At 63.1% G+C, this 24,417-nt stretch carries 14 protein-coding genes; 6 read left to right on the forward strand and 8 right to left on the reverse strand.

What is annotated here, in order from left to right:
* Positions 1-209: 209 nt before the first annotated feature.
* From ESZ00_RS17660 to ESZ00_RS17670, 3 genes are all read left to right on the forward strand, one after another.
* Positions 210-1,100, forward strand: coding sequence for an SDR family oxidoreductase (locus ESZ00_RS17660; RefSeq protein ID WP_129209713.1), 891 nt, complete (start codon positions 210-212; stop codon positions 1,098-1,100).
* A 148-nt stretch (positions 1,101-1,248) separates the two neighbouring features.
* A complete protein-coding gene (gene pabB / locus ESZ00_RS17665; RefSeq protein WP_164981599.1) occupies positions 1,249-2,967 on the forward strand; it encodes an aminodeoxychorismate synthase component I in 1,719 nt (572 codons plus the stop codon).
* Positions 2,968-3,558: 591 nt separating this feature from the next.
* Positions 3,559-6,015, forward strand: a complete 2,457-nt coding sequence (locus ESZ00_RS17670) for an ABC transporter permease (RefSeq protein ID WP_129209715.1) — start codon at positions 3,559-3,561, stop codon at positions 6,013-6,015.
* Positions 6,016-6,330: 315 nt separating this feature from the next.
* Here ESZ00_RS17670 and ESZ00_RS17675 read toward each other — a convergent pair whose 3' ends face one another.
* Both ESZ00_RS17675 and ESZ00_RS17680 read right to left on the reverse strand, forming a co-directional pair.
* A complete protein-coding gene (locus ESZ00_RS17675; RefSeq protein ID WP_164981600.1) occupies positions 6,331-7,458 on the reverse strand; it encodes an esterase/lipase family protein in 1,128 nt (375 codons plus the stop codon).
* A gap of 341 nt (positions 7,459-7,799) precedes the next feature.
* Entirely contained in the window at positions 7,800-11,591 is a 3,792-nt protein-coding gene (locus ESZ00_RS17680) for a TonB-dependent receptor (RefSeq protein WP_129209717.1), read from the reverse strand.
* Positions 11,592-11,906: 315 nt separating this feature from the next.
* Here ESZ00_RS17680 and ESZ00_RS17685 point away from each other — a divergent pair, with 315 nt between their 5' ends.
* Positions 11,907-12,710 (forward strand): class I SAM-dependent methyltransferase, encoded by an 804-nt coding sequence (locus ESZ00_RS17685; protein WP_129209718.1) that lies wholly within the window; start codon positions 11,907-11,909, stop codon positions 12,708-12,710.
* A 31-nt stretch (positions 12,711-12,741) separates the two neighbouring features.
* Here ESZ00_RS17685 and ESZ00_RS17690 read toward each other — a convergent pair whose 3' ends face one another.
* The 4 genes from ESZ00_RS17690 to ESZ00_RS17705 all read right to left on the reverse strand — a co-directional run bounded on the left by ESZ00_RS17690 (position 12,742) and on the right by ESZ00_RS17705 (position 15,455).
* Positions 12,742-13,185, reverse strand: coding sequence for a rhodanese-like domain-containing protein (locus ESZ00_RS17690; RefSeq protein WP_164981601.1), 444 nt, complete (start codon positions 13,183-13,185; stop codon positions 12,742-12,744).
* Positions 13,186-13,428: 243 nt separating this feature from the next.
* The gene (locus tag ESZ00_RS17695; RefSeq protein ID WP_129209720.1) at positions 13,429-13,791 is read right to left on the reverse strand and encodes a DUF488 domain-containing protein; all 363 of its coding nucleotides are present in this window, start codon (positions 13,789-13,791) and stop codon (positions 13,429-13,431) included.
* Positions 13,788-14,525 (reverse strand): type 1 glutamine amidotransferase, encoded by a 738-nt coding sequence (locus tag ESZ00_RS17700; RefSeq protein WP_129209721.1) that lies wholly within the window; start codon positions 14,523-14,525, stop codon positions 13,788-13,790. The genes ESZ00_RS17695 and ESZ00_RS17700 overlap by 4 nt, the downstream gene beginning before the upstream one ends.
* Positions 14,526-14,630: 105 nt before the next feature.
* Positions 14,631-15,455: an AraC family transcriptional regulator gene (locus tag ESZ00_RS17705; protein ID WP_129209722.1), complete on the reverse strand. Its 825-nt coding sequence runs from the start codon at positions 15,453-15,455 to the stop codon at positions 14,631-14,633.
* A 30-nt stretch (positions 15,456-15,485) separates the two neighbouring features.
* Between ESZ00_RS17705 and ESZ00_RS17710 the strand changes: the two genes are divergently transcribed.
* Positions 15,486-17,057: a DHA2 family efflux MFS transporter permease subunit gene (locus ESZ00_RS17710; RefSeq protein WP_129209723.1), complete on the forward strand. Its 1,572-nt coding sequence runs from the start codon at positions 15,486-15,488 to the stop codon at positions 17,055-17,057.
* A gap of 88 nt (positions 17,058-17,145) precedes the next feature.
* Here ESZ00_RS17710 and ESZ00_RS17715 read toward each other — a convergent pair whose 3' ends face one another.
* The gene (locus tag ESZ00_RS17715) at positions 17,146-18,915 is read right to left on the reverse strand and encodes a peptide-N4-asparagine amidase (protein WP_129209724.1); all 1,770 of its coding nucleotides are present in this window, start codon (positions 18,913-18,915) and stop codon (positions 17,146-17,148) included.
* Between the two features lie 276 nt (positions 18,916-19,191).
* On the opposite strand from ESZ00_RS17715, the gene ESZ00_RS17720 reads away from it, so the two are divergent.
* On the forward strand, positions 19,192-19,989 hold the full coding sequence (locus ESZ00_RS17720; RefSeq protein ID WP_373283913.1) for a superoxide dismutase: 798 nt from the start codon (positions 19,192-19,194) through the stop codon (positions 19,987-19,989).
* A 282-nt stretch (positions 19,990-20,271) separates the two neighbouring features.
* Here the strand turns inward: ESZ00_RS17720 and ESZ00_RS17725 are convergent, their stop codons facing one another.
* Positions 20,272-24,153: a TonB-dependent receptor gene (locus ESZ00_RS17725; protein ID WP_164981602.1), complete on the reverse strand. Its 3,882-nt coding sequence runs from the start codon at positions 24,151-24,153 to the stop codon at positions 20,272-20,274.
* Positions 24,154-24,417: the final 264 nt, after the last annotated feature.

Below are 24,417 nucleotides of genomic sequence, written 5' to 3' on the forward strand. Positions count from 1 at the left end.
CACTCGCATAGGGGAACGGCCTCAACCATTGTGAATGTTTCGTTGCAGTCAGTATGCAACAGCGGGGCATGGAGATTCCGGACGATCGCGAAGGTTTTCGAGACTTTGGCGCATAGATTGCCCGCCCTGAAGCGGCTATGTTTGGCTTGAGTGGCCTTCGCCGTGGCAAGGCAATGCCACACAGTCAACGGAATACAGAGGAGTGGACGATGCGTGTTTTTCTGACAGGTGCGACAGGCTTCATCGGTTCGGCGCTGATTCCCGAGCTCATCGGCGCAGGGCACACGGTACTGGGGCTGACGCGCTCGGATGCAGGCGCGGAAGCGCTGAAGAAAGCAGGCGTGGATGTGCTCTACGGCAATACCGAAGACCACGACAGCCTGCGCAAGGGCGTGACCGATGCGGACGGCGTGATTCATCTCGCGTTCAATCACGACTTCTCTCAGTTCCAGAAGAACTGCGAAGACGACCTCAAGGCGATTGAAGCGATGGGCGAGGCGATGCTGGGCACGAACAAACCACTGGTGATGACCTCGGGCACAGCGATTGCGGCCAACGTAGACGGCAAGCCCTCGGCCGAGGACAGCCCGACCGCTTCCTGGAATATGCGCGGAGCCTCCGAGGCTGCGACGCTGGCGCTGGCCGAACGTGGCCTGCATGCATCGATCGTGCGGCTTGCGCAGATCCACGATCCGCGCAAGCAGGGGCTGGTGCCGTACCTGCTGATGACAGCGCGGCAGAAGGGCGTCTCGGCATACATTGGCGACGGCAGTAACCGCTGGCCGGCGGCGCATGTCTCGGACACGGCGCGGCTCTACCGGCTGGCGTTGGAGAAGTCGAAGCCGGGCGCGATCTATCACGCCGTGGACGAAGAAGGCGTCACGATGAAGGCCATCGTCGAGGCGCATGCCCGCGGGCTGAAGGTGCCGGTGGTCAGCATCAAGCCGGAAGAGGCAGAGGCGCACTTCGGCTGGCTGGCGCGCTTCGCCGGGCACGATATGCCGTCGTCGAGCGCGATCACGCGGCGGGAGCTGGGATGGACGCCGACAGGGCCAGGGCTGATCGCGGACCTGGACGCGATGGACTATTCAGCGGAATAAAAACGAGAGCACACCCACCGGCAGCGCAATCCGCGCTGCCGGTTTTCTTTGTGCTGCATCCATGACTTAGCCTTGTAGATGCGGCTGCAATCTCAGAGCCTGGTGGTGCGGTGTGGATGTGGGAACGGTCGTGCTGGAGCGGGCTCCAGTGCGTGGCAATCGAGGACGACGGCTGATCTTCCGCAGGCCGGTGCGGGTGATCGAGGCATGGCAGCCGGATGAGGTGCACGCGGCGCTCGCGGCCATCGATACAGCTTTGAACGAAGGCCTGCATGTGGCCGGCTTCCTCGGCTATGAGGCCGGGCTTGCGCTCGAGCCGAAGCTGCGTGATCTACCCATGATGCCTCCTGCGGGCGAGCCTCTGCTGTGGCTTGGCTGCTATGCGGGCGTGGAGCAAGACACGGTAGAGTGTGCAGCTCCCATGTCTCAGGTGCGAGACATGGGGCACCCGCTGTTGTCGCTCGAGGAAGCGGAGTATGCGCGGCGCGTGGATGCAGTGCAGGCGCTGATCGCAGCAGGCGAAACCTACCAGGCCAATCTCACCCTGGACGCGCGCTGGCGCAGCGAGGAGTCCGCGGCTGCGATGTATGCGCGGCTGCTGCAGGCGCAGCCCGTGGCCTATGCGGCGATGCTGCGTCCCCGCGAGGACTGGCACGTGCTGTCCTTCTCGCCGGAGCTCTTCTTCCGGCGCGAGGGCGGGCGCATGGTGACGAAGCCGATGAAGGGCACGGCCGATCCCGGCTTCGACATGGCAGAGGCGCGGGCGCAGGCAGCGTGGCTCGTGGCGGATGAAAAGAATCGCGCCGAGAACGTGATGATCGTAGACCTGCTGCGCAACGATCTGGGGCGCGTATGCCGCATGGGATCGGTGCAGGTAACCGAGCTGTTCGCGGTCGAGCGCTATCCGACCGTGCTGCAGATGACCTCGACCATCGAAGGACAGCTGCGCGAGGGCGTGGGTTATGCGGAGATCTTTGCGGCGCTCTTTCCTTCAGGCTCCATCGTGGGCGCGCCAAAGGTGCAGACCATGCGGCGGCTCAGCGAGATCGAAGGGCGGCCGCGCGGCGTCTATACGGGCGCGATCGGATATATCGCACCGCACGGCGAGGCGGAGTTCAACGTGGCCATCCGCACCCTCAGCCTGCACAACCGCGAGGCACGCATGGGCGTGGGATCGGGAATTGTCACCGACTCGGTTGCAAATCTGGAATATGCCGAATGCCGGACCAAGCTGGCCTTCCTGACGCGCGATGCGGAGACGGATTTCTCGCTGATCGAGACGCTGCTGCTCGAGGACGGCACCTACACGCTGCTCGCGGAACACCTGGAGCGCATGGCGGAGTCGGCAGAGTATTTCTTCCTGCGTTTCGATGAGTCGCACGTGAAGGCGGTGCTTGAAGAGGCGCGACGGGATGCAGGCGGCAAACGCATGCGCGTGCGGCTGCTGCTCGACCGCGAAGGCCACGCCACCTGGAGCTCCAGCGTGATGCCAGTAGGCGATGCGGGCCCGGTGAGCGTGCTCTTCTGGCCCGAGACGACCGACTCGCAGGATCGCTTTCTGCGCCACAAAACAACGCGGCGCGCGCTCTACGACAAGGCGCTGCAGGCTGCGCTGGCGGCGGGCTGTGCGGATGCGATCTTTACCAACGAACGCGGCGAAATCACCGAAGGCGCGATCCACAACGTGATCGCAGTGATCGACGGCCAGTGGATCACGCCACCGCTCGCATGCGGTCTGCTGCCGGGCGTGTACCGGCGCAAGCTGCTCGCAGAAGGCCGTATTAAGGAAGGCGTATTGCGGCGCGAGGATCTGGAGCGGGCCGAGGCGATATACCTGTGCAACTCGGTACGCGGCCTACGGGACTGACCGTCCAGGCCTTTCGCCTTCGGCTGCTGCGCGCAGCGCGGATCGCCTTCGGCACTCGCTCCCGCTGGTCGCGGCGCTAACCGCGCGGCCTTTTGCCTTCGGCACTCGCTCCCGCTGGTCGCGGCGCTAACCGCGCGGCCCTTCGCCTTCGGCCTCCGCTCCCGTTGGTCGCGATCCGGGATCTTTGCGGTGGAGACGAGAATGGGTGCCCCACATCTCGATTTTGAGATGTGGGAAAGCACGAACCCCGGAAGCGAGAATCCTGCGAACCCACATCTCGAATAGAACGAGATGTGGGGCACCCGTCTTTCTTTTATCCGGGCTTTCCTTGAAGGTCTTCGGAGACCCCCCATGACCAACCACACGTCATGGGTGGAGCACCCGGCCCTTCGCCTTCGGCACCCGCTCCCGCTGGTCGTGATCGAGGTTAGTCTTCCACACGAGCCATGGCATCTCTTCCGTAATCAACAAGCTTTCCTTCGCGATGGACCGGAATCGAACACCACTGCGAGACTGCGCGAGAAAAGACCGTTGCTGATCGGCGCGAAATTCTGCGATGCTTGTGCCTCATAGGCCGCGAGGTGTTCACCGATGCTCCTCTCCCGTGTTATCGACCGGCAAGACCTGCTTTACGCTCTCCGATCCGCACGCCGCACACCTCTGCTGACATTGATTGCCGTGCTGGCGCTGTCGATCGGCATCGGGCTGAACACGGCAGTGTTCACCATTCTGAACCTGATGCTGCTGGCACCGCCGACGCGGGAGCATCCGTCGACGTTTGTGCAGGTGTATCCGCGCTACGAGGGCTGGTTCACAGGCGCGTCGCTTTCGACAGCGGTCAACAGCGACGACTTCGATGCGATCCGCGCACAGACGCACTCGCTCAGCGATGTGGCCGCGTATGAGACGCTCGCCGCCATCCTGGAGGAAGAACACCAGAAGAGCACGATGCAGCTGGTGACCTGCAACTACCTGCGCGTGATGGGTGTGGGGCAGCCGGTGATGGGGCGGTTCTTCGATGCTTCCGAATGCGCTCCCGGCACGAGCGCGCGCGTTGTGGTGCTGGGCGAACCGCAGTGGCGAGCACACTTCGATGCGGATCCTCACATCGTGGGCAGAGTCATCCATATCAACGGACAGGCGCTGACGGTCATCGGCATCGCATCGGCGGATCACACGAATCATCTGCCGGCGACCATCTGGGCTCCCTATACGCTGCAGCCGCTGTTTAACCACGGCAACAGCTCCTTCACCGAGCCATGGCCGTGGCTCACCGTGGTCGGGCGGCTGCACAACGGATACACGCGCAACGCGGCAGCCGCGGAGCTGCAGACCATCCTGCAGAGCAGGGATCGTCTTTACAACGGCAACCAGAGCCATCTGCACACGCGCAGAACTTCGATCACGGCGACCAACGGATCGTTTATCGACACCCCGGCCGTGAAGACGATCCTGTTCGGCATGATGGTGCTGATCCTCGGCCCGCTCTCGCTGGTTCTGCTGCTGGCCTGCACGAATATCACGATGCTCTTCCTCTCGCGCGTTCTGATGCGGCGCGGCGAGCTGGCCGTGCGCCTTGCGCTGGGCGCAGGCCGCGCGCGGCTGATGCGCATGCTGGCCGTGGAGAGCTTCCTCGTGGCCACGGCGGCGGGTCTGGTCAGCATCTTTCTCGCGGCGCGCTTACCCAACATCATCATGGGCGCCATTGATCCGCTCGAGAGAAATGCTTTGCCGGCGATCCATCCGGACTGGAGGGTCTTTGTTTATCTCGGCGTGCTGGTGTTCGTCGCGACGGTCGCATCGGCCATCGCGCCGCTGGCCGAGTCTTTCCGCCTCGACCTGGTGACGGCGCTCAAAGGCCGCGAAGGCTCCGTGACAGCGCGCTCCCGCAGCACAAGCATCCTGATCTTCGCGCAGATTGCGATGAGCTTTGTGCTGCTGGCAGCGGCCGTGCTCTTCCTGCGGCTGCCTTCGACGATCACGAACATCGACCCGGGCTTTGCCATGCGAAGCCTCATGACGGTACCGCTGGACGTCGAGCTTCCGCCGTATACGCAGAGCTCGGCGCTGAACTTCTATCGCACCCTGAATGAGCACATCGCACGCATTCCCGGCGTGCAGTCGATTGCCTACACCAGCGTCCCTCTTTTTGAAAGCGCGCCGCAGCAGGAGATCCGCACCGGGCGGCAGGCCAGGGGACAAGGGCGCGAGACCGGTGTCGATGAGGTCTCGGCGAACTTCTTTTCCACCTTTGGCATTCCGCTGTTGCGCGGACGCGCGTTTGCCGCGCAGGATGTGCCGGCTCACGGCAACACCCTGGTCGCCGTGGTCACGCGGTCCTTCGCGCAGGCGATGTGGGGCGACGCCGATCCCGTCGGAAAGATCGTGGTGATGGCGGACAATCGCCCGCTCACCATCGTCGGAGTGGTGCAGGATGTGCGCTCGGAGCGGTTCGGCGCGCTTGACGATCCGCGCGTCTACACGCTGCGCAATGCGGATGCGATCCAGGGCAATCTTTATGCGCGCTTCGTGGGCGATGCGGCTCCCATTGCCGAGTCGATCCGCCAGGCGATTCGTTCTCTCGACCCTACCCAGCCTGATATCCCGCAGTCGATCGAACACTTTCTCGAAGAAGATGCGGTCGAGATCGCCGCCTCGGCACGGGTCATCATGGCCATGGCCGCGGTCGCAGTCGTGCTCGCGATGACGGGGCTGTTCGCGGTGCTGAACTTCGTCGTGCAGCGGCGCACGCGCGAGTTCGGCATCCAGGTGGTGCTCGGAGCCAGCCGCGGCCGGATCTTCCGCAGCGTGATCGGCAGAGGCATGGTCCAGATTGCGGCGGGGCTCGTTGGCGGCGTGGTGCTGGCTGCTCCGGCGGCGTGGGAGTTTTCCCGCGTCACCGCGCGATCCATGGTGCCGATCCATCCCTTCGATCCATCGATCTACCTTGTCTCCGCGCTGGTGCTGGCTGCGGTGTCGCTGTGCGCAATGAGCCTTCCGGCGCTGCGCGCCACGCGCGTCGATCCGATGCAATCGCTCCGGGACTGACCGTCCAGGTCTTCCGCCTTCGGCTGCTGCGCGCAGGGCGACACGCCTTCGGAACCCGCTCCCGCTGGTCACGGCGCTAACCGCGCGGCCTTTTGCCTTCGGCACTCGCTCCCTTTGGTCGCGATCCGGGATATTCGCGGTGGAGACGGATATGGGTGCCCCACATCTCGATTTTGAGATGTGGGAAAGCACGAACCCCGGAAGCGAGAATCCTGCGAACCCACATCTCGAACAGAACGAGATGTGGGGCACCCGGGTTTTCTACACCCTACACCCTATCCCCTGCACCCTATCCCCTACACCCTTGTCCCACGGCTATTCGTTTAATGGCACCTGGCCGCGGATGTGGAAGTGAACGAGGATCGAGGCGCGGCCGGTGGGGCAGCCCACGATGAGCAGGCTCTTGCCCTGTCCCTTGAACGAGTACGAGATGTGCGCGATGCCCATGGGATCGGTCTTCGTGACCGTGGGCTGCGCGTCGTCGCGGACCTTGTCGGTATCGACGAACTCGGCGCTGGCCCAGAGCAGCTGCTCGTGCAGCGCGGGGTCGAGTGCGATGGGCACCTGGAGATCGATTGCCATGTTCACCTTATTGCACTCGACAGTGAGACCGGAGACCTTGTTGTCGCGGATGGAGTCGACCGTATCGAGGATGGGGTTGTTGTGATACACGCGCGCAAAGAAGGTGTACGCATCAGCGGAACGGCTGCCCGGCTTGACGATGTTGATGTGGTCGGCGTCGATCTGCTGCGGCGGCGTGTCGACATCGCAGCCATATGTGGCGCTGTAGAAGCTGACCACGCGGGTGCGGGCGTGGAGATAGCGGCCGATGCCCTCGCCCGCGGCGGTGTCGCGCGTCTCAAAGGCGCAGTAGCGATGGATGCGCACGGCGGACGGCGTGCTGCGCCACTTCTGCTCGAGATCCATGAGGAAGCTGTTGTCGTTGCTGTCGCTCAGGTCGGTAAGCAGCGGATCGCTGTCGTAGATCTTGGCCAGGCTGGCGACGAAGGAGCCCTGGTGCGGCGTGGCGTAGGAGACGAGGAAGCGCGTGCGCGCAGCGACATCGGGATGGTTGAGCAGCATCTCCTCGGTGAGCAGGCCGCCGAGGCTGTGCGCGAGAAAGACGACCTCGCGGTGATCGAAGACGTGCTGCGCCTGCAGGCTGCGATAGAGGATCTCGGAGAGCTGCTGGGTGGAGTACTGGCCATGGCTCGAGGGCGTGGGGTACTGCGCGACGACCACATCCGCATTGCGGAAGTGCGGGTCGGTCTGGATGAGCTGCGGCCAGTAAGCGCCGTTCGCGGCGCGCCAGGTCTCGCGATCGCCATGCAGGCCGTGGACGAAAACGATGACCCGCGGCTTGAGCGCATCAGCATGCGCAGCAGGAGCGAGCGAGAAGCAAAGGCAGCAGAGGAAACAGAAAAGAGCGGCGGCGCGGCGCACGGGCGAAGGTGTCTCCGTGAAAATGATCTTCCTTTTAGACTACCCGCTGGACTGGCCGTCCAGGCCTTTTGCCTTCGGCTGCTTCGCGCAGGGCGAATTGCCTTCGGCACCCGCTCCCTTTGGTCGCGATTTGGGATCTTCGCTGTGGAGACGGATATGGGTGCCCCACATCTCGATTTTGAGATGTGGGAAAGCACGAACTCCGGAAGCGAGAATCCTGCGATCCCACATCTCGAACGGCGCGAGATGTGGGGCACCCGGCTTTCTTTTATCCGGGCTTACTTCAAGATTCTTCGGAGACCCAACCATGACCAACATCGGGTCATGGGTGGGACACCCGGCTAGAAGACCAGGCGGCCTCCGATCTGGATCTGACGGGGCTGGCTGCTGGAAGCCACCGAGGTGATGTAGCCGAAGCTGCTCGACGTCGCGCTGGCAACATACGGCGCGGCGAAGACCGGGTGGTTGAGCGTGTTGAAGGTTTCGAAACGCAGCTGGAAGTAGGTGCGTTCGGTGAAGTTGAAGTTCTTCAGGATCGAAGCATCGAGGTTGTTGAAGCCGTCCTGGCGCACCCAGGACATGGTCTGCGGCAGGGTGCGGTAGTGATCCACATACTGGCCGTTGAGGTACGCCGAGCCGTTGCAGGAGCCGGTCGTGGGGCAGCTGGTGGAGTTGCCGGTCACGAAGACGCTGGTCGAGAGTGCCGGCTTGTCCGAACCCACCGGCGAGGTGTTGCGGGTGCTGTTGTGGATGTCGCGCAGCGTCTCGCCCGGCTGGAGCGGGATGTCGGCCGAGAACTCGATCGGCGCGCCGGTCTGGAACTGGTAGATGGAATTGATGACGAAGCCGCCGGCCACCAGATCCCAGAGATGGCTGCCGCCGAAGTTGAAGCGCTTGTCACGGCCGAAGGGCAGCTCATAGGTGCCGCCGACGGTGAAGTGATGCGTGTGATCGAAGGGCGAGATACGGCGGGTAAGGTGCGTGTCTTCGTCGTTGAGGAAGGTATCGGCTTCGATCAGCTTGGAGAAGCTGTAGTTGCCGGTGAGGGTGAGTCCGTGCGCGGCGCGCTGCTCCATGTGCAGGATGGCGCTCTGGAAGTTGGACTCGCCGATGGTCATGTTCTCTTCGTTGAGCGTGGAGTTATAGAACTGCGGATACGGATAGAGCAGCGAGGAAAAGGAGACGGTCTTCGAATCGTTGAGCGTGGTGGTGTTGGTGGAGCCGAGTGTCTCGTAGAAGGGATTGGTCACGCTCTTGCCGTACGCGCTCGAGAGCGCCTGGTTGCGGTACGGCGCATACGAGAGGTAGTCAGGCAGCATGGCGTTGATGTTGTGCGCGGCGACCGGCAGGTGCAGCGAGTGATTGCCGACGTAGATGGCCTCGATCATGGTGGAGCTGGTGAGCGAACGCTGCACATCGAAGTTCCAGCGCTCGGAGTAGGGATCGTGCTGGTAGGGCGCGAGGAAGCTGACGGCCTGGCCAAGGAAGGTGCTGGCACCCTGGGAGCTGCCTACCGGCTGGCTGAAGCCGCTCGGGAAGGGCGCGCTGAGCGTGTTCGCGTAGGTCAGGTAGTTGTTGGTCGATGCGACGTACGAGGTCGAGGCGCTGAAGCCTTCCTGGTTGGAAAGCGGCGTGGAGGAATACGTGCCGGTTGCCGCGAGCGAGGCCAGCGTCTCCGGCTGCACGAAGATACCGAAACCGCCGCGGACCACGGTCTTGGGATCGGCCGCGAAGGAGAAGCCGAAGCGCGGGCTGAAGAAACCGCTGTTGTTCTTGTAGACGGCTCCGTTGGTGCTGCCGGTGGGATAGGTGAGGCCGCCGGCGGTGTTGATCGAGGAGACGGTGTAGGTCTCGCCGTCGACCGTCTCGGTGGCGCCGCTGAAGCTCGGCGTGGCGGCGTAGTTGACCGTGGCCGAAGGGTTGAAGCCGTTGACGGTGCGGCTCAGCTTCTCTTCAAAGGGCGTGTCGATATCGAAGCGCAGGCCGAGGTTGAGAGTCAGGCGATTGTTGACGTGCCAGTCGTCCTGCACGAAGGTGCCGATGTAGTACTGGTGATAGTCGGCGCGGGCTTCGAGATCGTACTCGCCGGCGCTGGGCAGGCCGAACAGGAAAGAGGCCATGTCGCCGCCGAAGGTCTGCGTCGCGCCGGTGGTGCCGGAGGTGACGAAGTTCGAGCCGAAGGTGAAGCTGCCCGAGGAGTCGCCGTAGCTCTGGACGCTCATCCGGTACTGGCGGCCGTCGAAGCCGACCTTGAGGGTGTGGTTGCCGATCACCTTCACCACGTCGGTAAAGACCTGGTAGCTGGTGGTCGGATCGATGGCCGACGAGGTGTCGCCGAAGCACTGGTAGCTGGTGAAGCTGCCGCAGCTGCCGCCGGTCTCAAAGTTGATGTAAGGCAGCTGGAGAAGCTTGCTGGCGCTGTTCATGGAGCTGGGGAAGCCCATCTCCTCGGGATTGTACTTCTGCGCCGGAGTGCCGTGCACTTCGTTGAAGCGGGTCCAGTTGAGGCGGGTGTCGATGAAGGTGGTCGGATTCAGCGTGAAGACGTTGTCGAGCGTGGAGCCGAAGTTTTCGCGCAGCAGCGTGGTGCCGGTCGAGCCGTTGCCGAAGTAGTCGTTCTTGAGCTGCGTGCGGTAGTTGTGGCGGAAGTCGAAGAAGACGTGGTCCTTCGCGCTGAGGTTGTAGTCCAGGCGACCGAACTCGTTGTTGTAGTCGTCGACGCTGGGCGCTTCGCTGACGTAGTTGTTCTGGCCGTCGGCGCCGATGCCGGAGACCGCATTCGGCGAGGGGAAGAGCTTGAGGTAGTTCAGCGCAATGGGGTTGAAGGTCGAGGTGACGGTGGTGAGCTGGTTGTTGGCGATCGCCGAGCGGGTGACGTTGCTGCCCGAGCTCGCCGCGGTGAAGGGATTGTAGAGCTGGTTGGCATCGGTAGCGCCGGTGCTGTTGCAGGTAGCCACGCCGGTGCTAGCATTCACGGTGTAGCCGCTGCTGCTGCAACCGCCGGCCAGGGTCTCGGAGAAGTCGCCGCCGCGCTCGGCGGTGGTGGGCACGGTGGTGATCTGGGTGCTCGGCGTGCTGTCCTTCAGGCCTTCCCAGGCGAAGAAGAAGAAGAGCTTGTCGCGGCCGTCATAGAGCTTGGGAATGCGCACCGGACCGTCGAAGGTGAGGCCGTACTGGTTGAAGTGGAAGACCGGCGTGGCGATGTCGTTGCGGTCATCGAAGTAGGTGTTGGCGTCGATGCCGGAGATCTGGCCGAACTCGTACGCCGTGCCGTGGAAGCTGTTGGTGCCGCTCTTGGTGACCTGGTTGATGACGCCGCCGATGGTGTGGCCGAAGCTGGCATCGGTATCGAAGGGCCGGATGGAGATTTCAGCCACCGAATCCTGCGTAGGCGCATAGGCCAGCGCGCCGAGCAGTGTCAGATCGGGCGAGCCGTCGAGCAGCACCTCGGAAACCTGGTTGGGCGTGCCGCCCATGGACCAGGAGTTGCCGGCGTTGTTGTCGAAGGGATGCATGATCTCCGGCGCGGCGGTGGTGATGACGCCGGCGGAGAGCTCGGCCAGGGTGGTCGGCGTGCGGCCGTTCAGCGGCAGCGAGGCGACCGAATCGGTGGAGATGACCTGGCCGACCGCGCCGTTGGTCAGGTTGAGCTGCGGCGGCGCGGCGGTGACCACCACCGTATCCGAGGCGGAGCCGACCTGCAGGGTGAGGTTCACGACCGGATGACCCTGGGTTTCAAGGGTGATATTGGTCTGCTTCGTCTCCTGGAAGCCGGTGGCGCCTGCCGTGACGGTATAGGTGCCGGGCAGCAGGAAAGGAATGACGTACTGGCCGTCATTGCCGCTGACGGCGTGAGTGGCGGTGCCGGTGCTGTTTTCTGTCGCCGTGACCTGGGCATTGGCTATGACCGCGCCCTTGGGATCGGAGACCGCGCCGGAGATGGTGCCGCGGAATTCCTGAGCGGTGGCAACCAGGGTGGAGAGCGCCAGGCAGAGAAGAAGCGCGGCGATGCGGAGGGCGGTAGCGCGACGGGGGCGCGGGTGGGACGGCACGGAGTAAGGCGCGACCTCACAGGTGGCGATCTTTTCCAGTGGTCCTACCAATTTTTGTTTATAGGTACGGTTGCGCAACATTTGACTGGCATCCTTTGAATTCGGCTTTCGCGGATACGATTGTCTGCGAATGGGCGGAATTCTCAGGTGCAGAAACAACAGTTGTCAAGCGGGGAAAGGGGCCGGAATCGTCCATCCAAGAGAAGTTTCAGGGAAGAATTCAGTTCCCTTTTGGTTTTAGTAAAACCTTCTTGGTCAGACCACTCAAGGAAAATCTGACGGCACTGGTTTAAAAACCCATGGCAACGTTACCGCACCCGGGACTGCTGCGCGCAGGGCGACATGACTGCGCCGGATAGGATGGGACGGGAGCAACATCCCGGAAAAGGACAGCCCATGAAGGAGCGGAAAGCGGCAGCGCACGAGGTAGCCGCGGCGTGGGAGACAAATGCGGATGCCTGGTCGCGGCATACGCGATCGGGATACGACGTCTATCGCGATGCGCTGCACACGCCGGCATTCCTCGCGGCGCTGCCTCCGGTGGCGGGGCTGCAGGGGCTGGACATCGGCTGCGGCGAAGGCGCGAACACCCGGGCGCTGGCCCGGCTGGGTGCCCGCATGCAGGGCGTGGATATTGCTCCGACCTTCGTGCGCTACGCCGAAGAGGCAGAGCGGGCTGAGCCGCTGGGCATCCAGTACCGCCAGGGCGACGGCATGGCCCTGCCCTTCGCCGACCGGAGCTTCGACTTTGCCACCGCCTTCATGTCTCTGATGGATATGCCGGAACCGGGGCGGGCGCTTGCGGAGGCGCGGCGCGTGCTGCGGCCGGGAGGCTTTCTGCAATGCACGATCCTGCACCCGTGCTTTGTGCCACCTTCACGCAGGGTGCTGCGCGACGAACAGGGGCAGGCCTTTGCCGTGCAAGTGGCCGACTACTTCCGCAATCCGGACGGCGAGGTGGAGCGCTGGTGGTTCTCGACGCTGCCCGCGGAGCTGCGGCAGAAAGATGCGGCCTTCCAGACGCCGGTCTTTCATCACACGCTGGGTGCGTGGGTGGAGATGGTTGTCTCAGCCGGATTGGTGCTGGAAGCCATGATCGAGCCAAGTGCCAGCGAAGAGGTCGCCGCGCAGCATCCGGTAGTGGCCGACACGCGCATCGTACCGCTGGCTCTGATCATACGAGCCCGCTGCCGGGCGTAGGGCGGACTGGCGGGAGCGGAGGCCGCAGGCTCTAGCTGGCGGGCTCTGCGGGTTCGAGGCTGATCTGGCCGCGATAGGGCTCGACGGGGTAGCCGGCGGCCTTCCAGGCGGCGAGACCTCCGCGCAGGAGACGGACACGGGTAAAGCCCATCGAAAGAGCGCGCTGAACAATCTTGCGGCTGGTCTCTTCACCCGGGCAGGTGCAGTAGACGACGGCGTCCTGATCGGCAGGGATGAGCTGCGGATCGGCGAGGATCTCGTGCGGCGCGATGCGGCGCGAGCCGGGAATAGTTTCAGCGTCGATGAAAAGATCGAGGGGCTGGCGCAGGTCGTAGAGATAGACGGAAGCGCCGCTCGCGACCAGGGCGTGAAGGTCTTTCGGCTCAATGCAATGGGCGTCGAGATCGCGACGCTCCCGCTGGGTGCGGAGCAGGCGCAGGAGCGCAATCGCCAGAAGCAGGACAAACAGGCTCACGAGTGTGGTTCGAATGCCGTGCATAGCGTGGAGATTCGCAGAACAGCCTCCCGGATGCAAATCTCTGCTACGCGCAGGGCGACCCGCCTTCGGCCTCCGCTCCCGTTGGTCGCGATCCTTGATCCTGCGGGACGAGGGCTGGTTCTGCTCTCCCTCAAAGAGAAGAGAACATGGGCTACCGTCGATCCTGCGAACCCATATCTCGAGATGCATGAGAGGTGGGACACCCGCCGATCGGCAGGATCAGGATTTGCGCGGGGAGATTTTGTGCTCGAGGAACTCCTGCAACACAAGGGCGTTGTTGTGCAGCGGGTCCTTCCCGGCATAGACGAGCGTGACCGTATGATGACGGGCGAGTTCTAGGAGCGGCTGCCAGGTTTCGGGATGCTCTGCCAGCTCGGCGCGATAGCGGGTGCGGAACTCGGGCCAGCGCTCGGGATCATGGTGGAACCAGTGGCGCAGCTCGTTGCTGGGAGCCACGTCCTTGAGCCATTCCTGCAGAGGAAGGTCTTCCTTTTTGATGCCGCGTGGCCAGAGGCGGTCGACAAGGAAACGGGCTCCGTCAGCTGGTTCGGCGGGCAGGTAGGCGCGCTTGATCTGGATCATGCGAGAGACTCCTGTGTGACAGGCTGCGCTGCGGGCCGGGCGCTGCCCGAAGTCGCGCTGAAGACATCGAAGAGGCGGCGGATAAGGACTTTGCCGGTGTTCTCGAGGAGTTGCTGCTGCTCAGCGGAAGGATAGCGCTCCGCGGCGAGATGCGGCTGCCAGTCTGCCCACGTTGCAGCCGAAGGCTCGACGTGGAACTGCAGACCGTAGACATTCGCCGCATAGCGGAAAGCCTGGTGCGGATAGACGGACGACGAGGCAAGCAGCGTGGCTCCGGCAGGCAGGTCGAAGGTATCGCCATGCCAGTGGAAGACGGGCCATGGCGAGGACGCAGCGGCAAAGACAGGATCGTGCGCAGCCTCGGCGGTGAGCGCAACGGAGCCGAAGCCGATCTCCTGCGGCAGGCCGGAGTCGATGCCGGGATAGACGCGGGCGCCAAGCGCGGCGGCGAGCAGCTGCGATCCGAGACAGACACCGAGGACAGGCTTGCCTGCGGCGATGACCGCTTTGAGCAGGGCAATCTCTGGCGCGATGTGCGTGTAGCGATCCTGCTCGTAAACGCCCATGGGGCCACCCATGACGATGAGGCCGTCGAGGTCTTCGACGACAGGGAGAGACTGCTCGAGATCGAGACGGACCATGCGCGCGGTAAAGCCCCGGCGCTCGATTTCGGCGAGCAGAAGGCCCGGGCCTTCGAACTCCACGTGCTGCAGGATACCCCAATGCATCGGCATGCGTACCTTTTCCCCATGAATGACATTCTTCCCACGTCTCAAACGCGAGACGTGGGGCACCCGATACCCAGGCTTTTCTACACCCTACACCCTACACCCTATCCCCTACACCCTATGGAGAGACTTCTTATGTTCGACCGGCGAGTGGCCGGTCGCGCGGCGGAACATGGCGGAGAAGGCCGCGGGGCTGGCGTAGCCGAGAGCGCGGGCGACGCGCTGCGAGGACTGCCCCTGGGCGAGACGGATCTGGGCTTCGAGCAGCAGGAGCTGCGAACGCCAGTCGTCGAAGCTCATGCCCAGCTCGGCGCGGAAGAGGCGCGCGAGCGTGCGGCTGCTGATGGATTCGCCCGCGGCCCAGTGATCCATCGAGCCATGGAGCGATGGACTCTGCTGCAGCGCGTGGCAGATGCGTCGAAGACGCGGCTCGCGCGGCCAGGGCAGATGCAGCGGCAGCACCTGCCAGAGGCGCAGCTCGGCGATGAGCAGCGGCGCGATGAGTGCGGCGCGGCTCTGCGGGCGGTAGAGGCGCGGCTCCTGCCGCTGGATATCGCACAGCGCGACGATGAGCTCGCGCAGCAGCGGCGAGACGCGCACGACCGCGCAGGTGGAGGCGGGCGGACGCACCGAATCGTCGAAGAAGACCGTGCGCATGCGAACCTTTGTGCCGGCGGGGCCGCGCATGCGCGTGATGTGGCGGGTGTGCGCGGGAACCCAGATGGCGCGCGTGGGCAGCAGGGCCCAGTGGCCTTCCGCGGTGGTGACGATCAAGGAGCCTTCGACGGCGTAGATGAGCTGCGCCTTGGTGTGCTGGTGCGCCGGAATGCGCTCGCCGGCAGCGTAGTCGAAGGCCAGCGCGGCGACAGGACGGCGCACACGCAGGCATGCGGCAAGATCGGCGTCTGTCCGTAAATCGATAGCTTCTGTCTTCATAGCGTGATCCCGCCGCTTCACGCTGAGTATATGAGCGCGGCGGTCGAGAGCGGAAACCGGCTATGGCTGATTGCGGGAGCGGTGATCCTGGCGCCATTCATGGAAGTGCTGGACACCTCGATTGCGAACGTGGCGCTGCCCTACATGGCGGGGAGCCTGTCGGCATCCGAAGATGAAGCGATCTGGGTGCTGACCTCGTACCTGGTTGCGAATGCCGTGGTGCTGCCGATGAGCGGATGGCTCAGCGGGCGGCTGGGACGCAAGCGGTTCTACCTGCTGTCGGTGGCGATGTTCACGGCCAGCTCGCTGCTGTGCGGCATGGCGCCGACGCTGGGACTGCTGATTCTCTTCCGCATCATTCAAGGCCTGGGTGGCGGCGGACTGCAGCCGTCAACGCAGGCCATCCTCGCCGACACGTTTCCGAAGGAGCGGCTGGCCGCGGCCTTCACGCTGTACTCGGTGGTGATCGTGCTGGCTCCCACGCTGGGACCGGTGCTAGGTGGCTGGCTCAGCGATCACTGGGGCTGGCGATGGATCTTCTTTCTGAATGTGCCCTGCGGCGCTGCGGCGTACCTGCTCAACCGCGCCTTGCAGCCGGAGGCGAACCTGCCGCATGCAGCACAGGCTCACGCGGAACACTGCGAATCTCAAGCTCGAAATACCGACTGGAGCGGGCTTGCAGGCATTGCCCTCGGGCTCGGGTGCCTGGAGTTTGTCCTCGATCGCGGCGAGCGGCTCGACTGGTTCGGCTCGCGGGCCATCACGGTAGCGGCCATCGTCTCGGCTGTGGCGCTGGCGTGGCTCGTGTATCACGAGCTGTTCCGCGCCAAAGCTCCGGTACTGCAACTGCACATGTTAAGGAATCGCAACTTCGCGCTGGCCAACGGGATCGTCTTCTCGACCTACTTTGCGCGCTACGCGAGCACGGCGCTGTTGCCGGAGTTCACGCACGACATGCTGGGCTACACGGCAACAGACAGCGGGCTGGTGCTCTCGCCGGGATCGCTCTCGCTGCTGCTCTTTCTGCCGCTGACGACGTGGCTGATGAAGCGCGTGGATGCGCGGGCGCTGATCTTCGGCGGCCTGATGCTGACGGGCTACGCCTTCTGGCGGCTGAGCGGGATCGAGCTGGGCATCGACTACGCGACGATCGTGCGGCTGCGCATTCTGGAGAGCGTGGCGGTGGGACTGTTTCTCACCCCGCTGAGCGTGCTGGCGTTTTCGCGGCTGGCCTCGGGCAAGAACGACGCGGCCGCCTCGCTCTACGGGCTCTCGCGCAATCTCGGCTCGGCCATCGGCATTTCCGTGGTGAACACCATGCTGGTGCGGCGCGCGCAGGTGCACGCCAGCTATCTCTCGGCGCAGGTGACGGCAACGTCTCTGCCCGCGCTCGATGCCGTCCAGAGCACGAGTGCTCACCTGACCACGCTCGGTGGAGACGCTCCGGCGCAGGCAGGGATGCGCGCACTGGGCGCGATGTACCACGAGCTGGGACGCCAGGCGGAAATGCTGTGCTACGTGGACTGCTTCCATCTGCTGATGGGGATTTCGCTGGCAGCAGCACCCTTCGCACTGCTGTTCGCGGTGAAGAAGAGGGCGTAATGCGGTGGAGGAACCTGCGGTTTCTGCCTGTAAGCCGGCGATACCGCAGGTTTCTCCGCTCCCTTCAAGGGCGCGCAGTGGATTTTCTTTAGAAGTGAGTCTGGAAGGGGTGGACCCGGAAATGCCGGGCCGATGGATTCCCGTAAGCATTGCCGGAGTGTCGAGTCTGGTTCTTGCAGTTGTCCGTTACGTCGGTCAACACGTTGGATGCCGCCGTCAACGTTACGTCGTAGCAGCCGCCCGGATAGGCGTTCGTGCGATAGGTTTGCGAGGAGCTCGAGCTGTCGGTGTAGTTACCGTCCGCATCTTCGAGCTGGTCGTCGACGGATTTGGTTTCCTCGTAGGTCTTGACCTCCTGGGAACCGTTGGTCTTGGCGGTAAATTTGTAGACTTGATCCACGCTTACGTTCTCATACAGGCCTCCGCCCGAGGGCTCGCCGTAGGCAAAGTCGACGGTGATCGGATAAGCGAAGTGCTGCTCGCTGGTGGACACGTTGCGACCCGAGGCCGTGGTCACCACCGAGTCCAGCGTGGCGTTCTGCACGGCGTTCTGAATGTCGGGCAGGTAGGTTGCCGGGTCCACGTCGAAGGTCTGGGTGTTGGTAAAGCCGATGCTCTGCTGCAAGGTGGTTTCAACGCGGCCATGCGAGGTATTCACGTAGCCCCGGATGACATAAGAGCGCGAGGACTCATCGCCGATCGTGCCCGTGTACGCGCCGGTGGACGCGTTATAAGCGAGGTTCTGGGTTACCGTGGGGGAGGGTTCGGTCAGGGTATTTTCCAGCACGCCACCGGTCACTTTCCTGCTTCCATGATCCTCGTACACCAGCAGGTTGGCCGTGGCCAGGAAATAGGAGTCGGCGTTGTAGACGCTCACCGCAACGGTATGCGTGCTGCCGTTGCCGAGCAGGCCGGCAAAGGGCGTCAGGTTCACGCGGAAGGGCTTGAAGTTATGCGTCTGGTTGCCGGCAATCGGCATCCACAGGTTGGGATCGATGCCGCCGGTGTTCAGGAAGGGGTACACGGGGGCAGCACCGGCCGGGCTGCCGTCGATCCAGACCTCGACCTCGCGGAAGGCTGTACCGCCATCGCTGAGCAACGCGGACTCATCCGCGTCCGGCACATTGAAGTAGTAAAACTCGTCATCGCTCTGCGGCTGGGCAATCACGTCGAGATAGACGCTTTCGACATTCTCGGGCAGGCTAAGCGTCTGCGAGATGGTGTCCGAGGTCGTGTTCAGCGTGCCGGCCGTACCGCCGGAGCCGGTTACCGCAACCACCAGATCGGGAACGGCCGGAGCGGGATTGACAGGATTGGCCGGGTAGAACTCGAGAGCCGCGTTGGCATAAATCAGGCCATCGTAGTCGGTGCCATTGTATTCGCCGACATAGTTGCCCAGCACTGCCGTGCCTGCCTGTTCGGACTTGAAGATAGAGGAGAGATCGGTCACGTCCCGCTCCACATGCCAGTCGGGGCTATAGTCGCTCGAGGGCTCGGAGGTCGTGCCGTAATAGATATTCGTACCGCCGAGGTAAAACGCACCGGTGCGGTCGAACTGCGTGCCTGCGGTGACGGTGAAGTCGGCAGTAAACACTACCTTGGCCCAGGGACCGGGGCAATCGGCCGGAGGCGCATAAGTAAAGCTGTGGTTGTCGTAGTTATCGAACTCCATGTTCGTGAACAACTGCACGGTGCAGGGCTTGGTCGTGGGCCGCGGCACTAGCGGCTCCGCTGTGGCCGGGCTGGATGAACCAACCTCTGGCGTGGTGGGTGCGAGCACGACCTGGGCAATGGCGAAAGAGGTGGGAGGAAGGGTCAGAACTGCAAGCGTAAGCAGACGGAAAAAGGTCGAGGCCATAGGATCGCCCTCTCATTGAGATGTCGATGCGTGAGCAACCATAGCATGGCAACGACAGGATCGAGATGGCAATATGAGATGGATTCTCGATCCCGGCAGACGCGCTCCGCACTACGGATCGGCATGAGGCGAGGCCAGATCGCCAAAGCCGTCCAGCAACTGCTTCTCTCACCCTTGCTCCTCACGAAACAAATCGGACAGATACACTGCTAGCGGTAGAAGGGTGCTCCGACCGCATTCGTCGGGGTACGCTCTACAAGGGTGAGGAGAAGACCGATGAATCGACGCATGCTGCTGAAGGTGCTCGGCCTGACGGCCGGGGTGACGGTGACGGGAAACAAGCTGGGCACCCGGTGGGGTGTGGCCGAGGCGGAGGTTTCAGGGCAGGCATCCGCACAGACGGCGGCAACTCCAGCGGCGGCGGGGCCGTACAAACTGCCTCCGCTGCCGTATGCGTATGACGCACTCGAGCCGTACATCGACGCCGAAACCATGCACCTGCACCACGACAAGCATCACGCGAGCTACGTGGAGAAGCTGAATGCCGCAGTCGCCGGTCATCCCGATGTGGCGGCGAAGCCGGTGGACGAGCTGATGAAGAATCTCGACGCGGTGCCGGAGGAGATTCGCACGGCGGTGCGCAACCAGGGCGGCGGGCACTGGAATCACTCGTTCTTCTGGCAGATTCTTTCGACCAAAGGCGGCTCGGCGCCGACCGGCGTGCTGGCGCAGGACATCACCGCGCAGCTTGGCGGCTTCCAGGGCTTTCACGACCAGTTTGCGAAGGCCGCCGCGAGTGTCTTCGGCAGCGGATGGGCATGGCTGACGCTGGACAAGTCGGCCAAGCTGCACGTGGAGACCACAGCGAACCAGGATTGCCCCCTGACCCAGGGACGGACGCCGGTGGTGGGCATCGACGTGTGGGAGCACGCCTATTACCTGAAGTACCAGAACCGCCGCCCGGAGTATGTGGCCGCCTTTTTCAACGCGGTGAACTGGGAGCGGGTGAGCGAAATCTACGTGGGACAGAAAGCCGCGTGCAATCCCGATGCGCCGTGCAAAGTGACGCTATAACTGCTGCGCGCAGAGCGGGACTGGCCGTCCAGGCCCTTCGCTTCGCGTGGCGCTCCCGCTGGTCGCGGCACTGGCCGTGCGGGCCTTTAGCCTTCGGCCTCCGCTCCCGCTGGTCGCGAACTGGAGCTTTGCAGAGGGGGACAAATCGCAGGTCCCTCCACTGCGCTACGCTTCGGTCGGGATGACAATTTTTCTGCTCTGCAGGGCCGCTTCTTTTCAAAAAAAGAAGCGGCCCGTTTCGCTGGTTGGCGAAACGGGCCGTCTAGCAAAGACGAGCTTGGTTTAGAAGTTGATACGGCCGGTGACCTGCAGGTTACGCGGGCCGTAGTCGACGGCAGTGGGGATACCGAAGCCGGTGGAACCGGTGGAGTCGCCGGGCTCGGTATCGGGCAACGCCATTCGGTGACGGTTGAAGGCATCGATGGCCTCAGCCTTGAAGACGAAGATGACCTTCTCGGTGATGTTGAAGTTCTTCAGCAGGCTGAAGTCTTCCGACTTGAACATCGGACCGGTGATGGCCTCGGTCACCCGCGGAATGCCGCTACCGAAGACGAAGGGATCATAGGAGCAGCCTGTGGCGCAGTCCGCAGAGACCTTACGCAGCCACTGGTTGTCGCAGCCTTTGCAATTATTTGCCGAATAGCCCTCACGATTCATGTCGACAAAGGCCGCATCGGACATGGAGACGCCGGGGTCCGTCGCGCTGTTCTGCTGGGCCGGACGATAGGCAGGTTTGAACCAGGACTGCCCGTTGAAGTAGCTGGGCTTGTTCTTGTTCTTCTTGTAGGCCGCGCTGGCGAAATCGTTGCTGGCTGCGGCCGGTCCGCGGGTGAAGCGGAAGCAGTTCTGGTAGTACGGGACGCCGGTGGCACAGCCGAAGTCGATCGGCTGGCCGGTCTGGTAACGCTGGATGCCGCCGACTTCCCATCCGCCAATCACGTAGTCCAGCAGCTTGTTGTGATTGAGGAACTGGCGACCTTTGCCGAAGGGCAGCTGATAGAGATAGCTGATGGAGAGCTGCTGCGGCGTGTTCTGCAAACTGACCGCCTTCTCCAGCTTCAGGTCGCCGGAATTCTGCGACTGCGAGCGATAGCCGTCGTAATCCCAGGCGATGGCCGAGTCTGCATTGTTCTCGTTCTTCGACCATGTATAGGAGAGCTGCAGGTTGATGCCGTTGCGGAAGCGGCGGTTGAGCGAGGCAACCATGGCTTGATACGAGGAGTGGCCCAGGTTCTCGAGGCAGCAGTCGTCGGCAATATAGTCGTACTGCGGATAGGGGCGCAGCGCCTGGCCAAGGTAGCCGAGGAAGGTCGAGTACGGCGAGTTGTAGGTAGTGCCGTTCACCGTGGTGGACCCACCGCTGGTGGTGATTTGATTGCTCTGGTTGTTGAGGTGATCACCGAGGGCAAAGTACTTCGGCGAGATGTTGTTGGCGTTGCTCAGGTAGCCGGAGCGGAGATTCTGACCGGTCTGGCCCATGTAACCGAGGGTGAAGATGAGGTCGGTGGCCAGCTCCTGTTGCAGTTGGAGGCTCCAGGTGCTGGTCATGCCTGGGCGGCCGAACTGCGGCTTGATGACCTCGCCGGCGACGGCCAGCGGATCGTTGGGACCGCCATCAAGCTGCGTGGGGCTGGTGTTGGGCGTGAAGTTGGCAGCCGCATAGCCACTGTAGCCCGAATCGAGCTGGAAGGCCGGCGTGTAGTTGGCCGCCGTCGCCGGGTTGCCGGCAGTGGCGATAGAGGTGGCATAGCGGGTCACCGTGTAGCCCTCGGCCATGGCCGAACCGAAGTCACCGTAGAGCAGTGGAGCATAGATGATGCCGCCGCCGCCGCGAATCACGGTCTTGCCGTCGGTGTTGGGCAGCACATAGGCAAAGCCCACGCGGGGAGCGATGTCCTTGTACCAGGTGTCGGCCCATGCAGTATTGCAGTTGCAGTTGCGGCCAAACTCGAGCGCGCCCGGCAGCCCGCCGGCCTCGGAGTCGGGAGCGGTGAAGTTGAAGTTGGAGGTATAGTTGTCGGCTTCCTTGCGCGGCGTGTCGATGTCATAGCGCAGGCCGAGGTTCAGGGTCAGGTTCGAGCTGACCTTGAAGTCGTCCTGCACGAAGCCGGCGAGGTAGTGCGAGTTCCAGCGCGAAGCGTGGTTGTAGACCGTCTGATAGGACCAGTCCACGTCACCGAGCAGGAAGCTGGCGAAGGAGTTGCCGCTCACTTCGCTGGGGCTGGTGGAGGCGGTCTGCGTGTAGGTCGTCTCGTAGCGCATGAAGTTCAGCTGCGGAATGCTCTTGAGGATGGTCGAGTACTGCTGATGGCGGTAATCGAAGCCGAACTTGAAGCTGTGGCGGCCCTTCTGCCAGCTCACACTGTCGTTGAAGCGGAGGCCGTTGTCGATATTGTCGCCGTTGTTGGTGATGCCCCAGGTGGAGTACCCATCCCAGCCGTCGAAGTAGACGAAGGGGAAGGCTGTCGAGTAAAAGTTGGGCGCACCGTCATCCGTCAGCGTGTTGCCCGCGCCGAGCTGGGGCGCATAGTTGATGCTGTTGGTGCGGTTGTAGCCGATGGCCAGGCTGTTGAGCAGCGACGGCGTAAAGGCGTGATCCCAGCCCAGGCGGATGTAGTGGGTCTCGAAGTCCTGCAGGTAGCCGGAGTTCTGGTAGGGCAGCGGCATATTCGGCGCGCCGTTGATGCGCCAGTTGTCGCGCGAGCTGTAGGAGCCGAAGACCTTGTTCTTCTCGTTCACCGCTTCGTCAATGCGGATGCTGTAGGTGGTGTTCTGGATGGGGTTGGTGTAGTTGGCCGCGTAGTTGCCAGTGCCGCCCTGCGGAGTAGTGGACTCATAGGGACGGTTCGGCTCAGGTAACGTGGACATCATTTTCTGGGCGACGGAACTGAAGCGGCTGGAAGGGATGATGTTGCCGGCAAAGGCCTGACGACAGGGTGTCGCACTTGGAACCCCATAGGTACCGGTTGTAGCAGTAGCAGGATCGAAGATCTGGTTCTGAATCACGGTATCGCCATTACAGGGATTGACACCGCTGGTCTCTGCACCCAGAAGCGCAGAGAAGTCGCCGGTGCGCTCGGCCTGAGTCGGCACGGTCGAGACGGCAACGCCGCCCTGCTTGAGGCGGTACTGCTCCCAGGCGAAGAAGAAGAAGGTCTTGTCCTTGCCGTTGTAAAGATCGCGCTTGGGATGGAACGGGTTCAGAATGCGGACCGGGCCGCCGATGGTGCCGCCGAAGTCGAACTTGCTGTCGGCTGGACGGTCATAGGCGCAACCGGCATCCACGCCGCCGCAGAGGGTCTGCTTGTAGCCGTTGTTGAACCAGTTGTTCGCGTCGAGAGCGCCGTTCTTGATGATGGTGAAGGCCGTACCGTGAAGGCTATTGGAGCCGGACTTGGTGGCGAAGCTCTCGATACCGATGGTGCTGCGGCCGAACTCGGCCTTGGGGATCGAGGTGGTGACCTTGAACTCCTGCAGGGCTTCGATGGAGGGCGAGGTCTCGTCGAAGGACGAGCCGTTTTCGCTGCGTTCGATCGAGGCGCCGTCGAGCAGCGTCTCCGCGCCGTAGGCCTGGCCGCCGGCCACGCGCATGTACCAGACGCCGTTGGCGGTATTGCCATCCGTGCCGGTACCCACGCCGGTGACGCCGGGAACGAGGAAGGCAAAGGCTTCCGGCGAGCGCAGACCGCCGACGCCGGCAGCCACCGCTAGCGGGAGATCGGTGATCTGCTGCTGGGAGATGGTGCCGCTGATGTCCGAGGTCTCGGTTTCGATGGTCGGCGCGCTGGCGTCGACGGTCACCGTCTCATTGGCGCCGCCGGGGTTCAGCGTGACATTGAGCGTGGCCGAGGCGTTGATGGTGATGACCACGCCCTCGTCCTTCGCAGTGGCAAAGCCGGGCGAGGAAACCGTGACGTTATACCGTCCGATGGGCAGGGCGGGAATGTGATAGGTACCCGCGCTGGTGGAGACAGTGCTGCTGGAGACGCCGGTATCGGCGCCGGTGGCGACAACCTTGGCGCCGGGGATCACGGCGCCAGAGGAGTCCTTGATGAGACCGGAAAGGTCACCCTGCGTGGACTGGGCCCATGCGGTAGAGGCCAGAGCACAGGCGGCCACCAGCAGGACCAGCAGAGAGCAGAATCGTTGCGTAAAGAGCTTCATGCGAAGCTTCCTCCTCAAAAAAAGGTGTTGCATGCCTTGGGTAGTCTTGGGGGCTGCCACTCAGGCGGGGACATCGGTAATCGTTTTCCCATCTATCACGGGAAAATCGTCTTCAAGGGAGCGAAAAGCAAGGTAAGGGAGGGGAACGATCGCTGTCAATAGCTGTTTTTATTTCGTCTTCCGCAGCAAAAAATACAAAATCGTAGACAATAGAAATAGCAGGTGTTTCAGCGTGCTCCACGCCCGATTTCCGCTGCTTTTTGT

This window comes from Silvibacterium dinghuense (assembly GCF_004123295.1).
Lineage (GTDB): Bacteria > Acidobacteriota > Terriglobia > Terriglobales > Acidobacteriaceae > Silvibacterium > Silvibacterium dinghuense.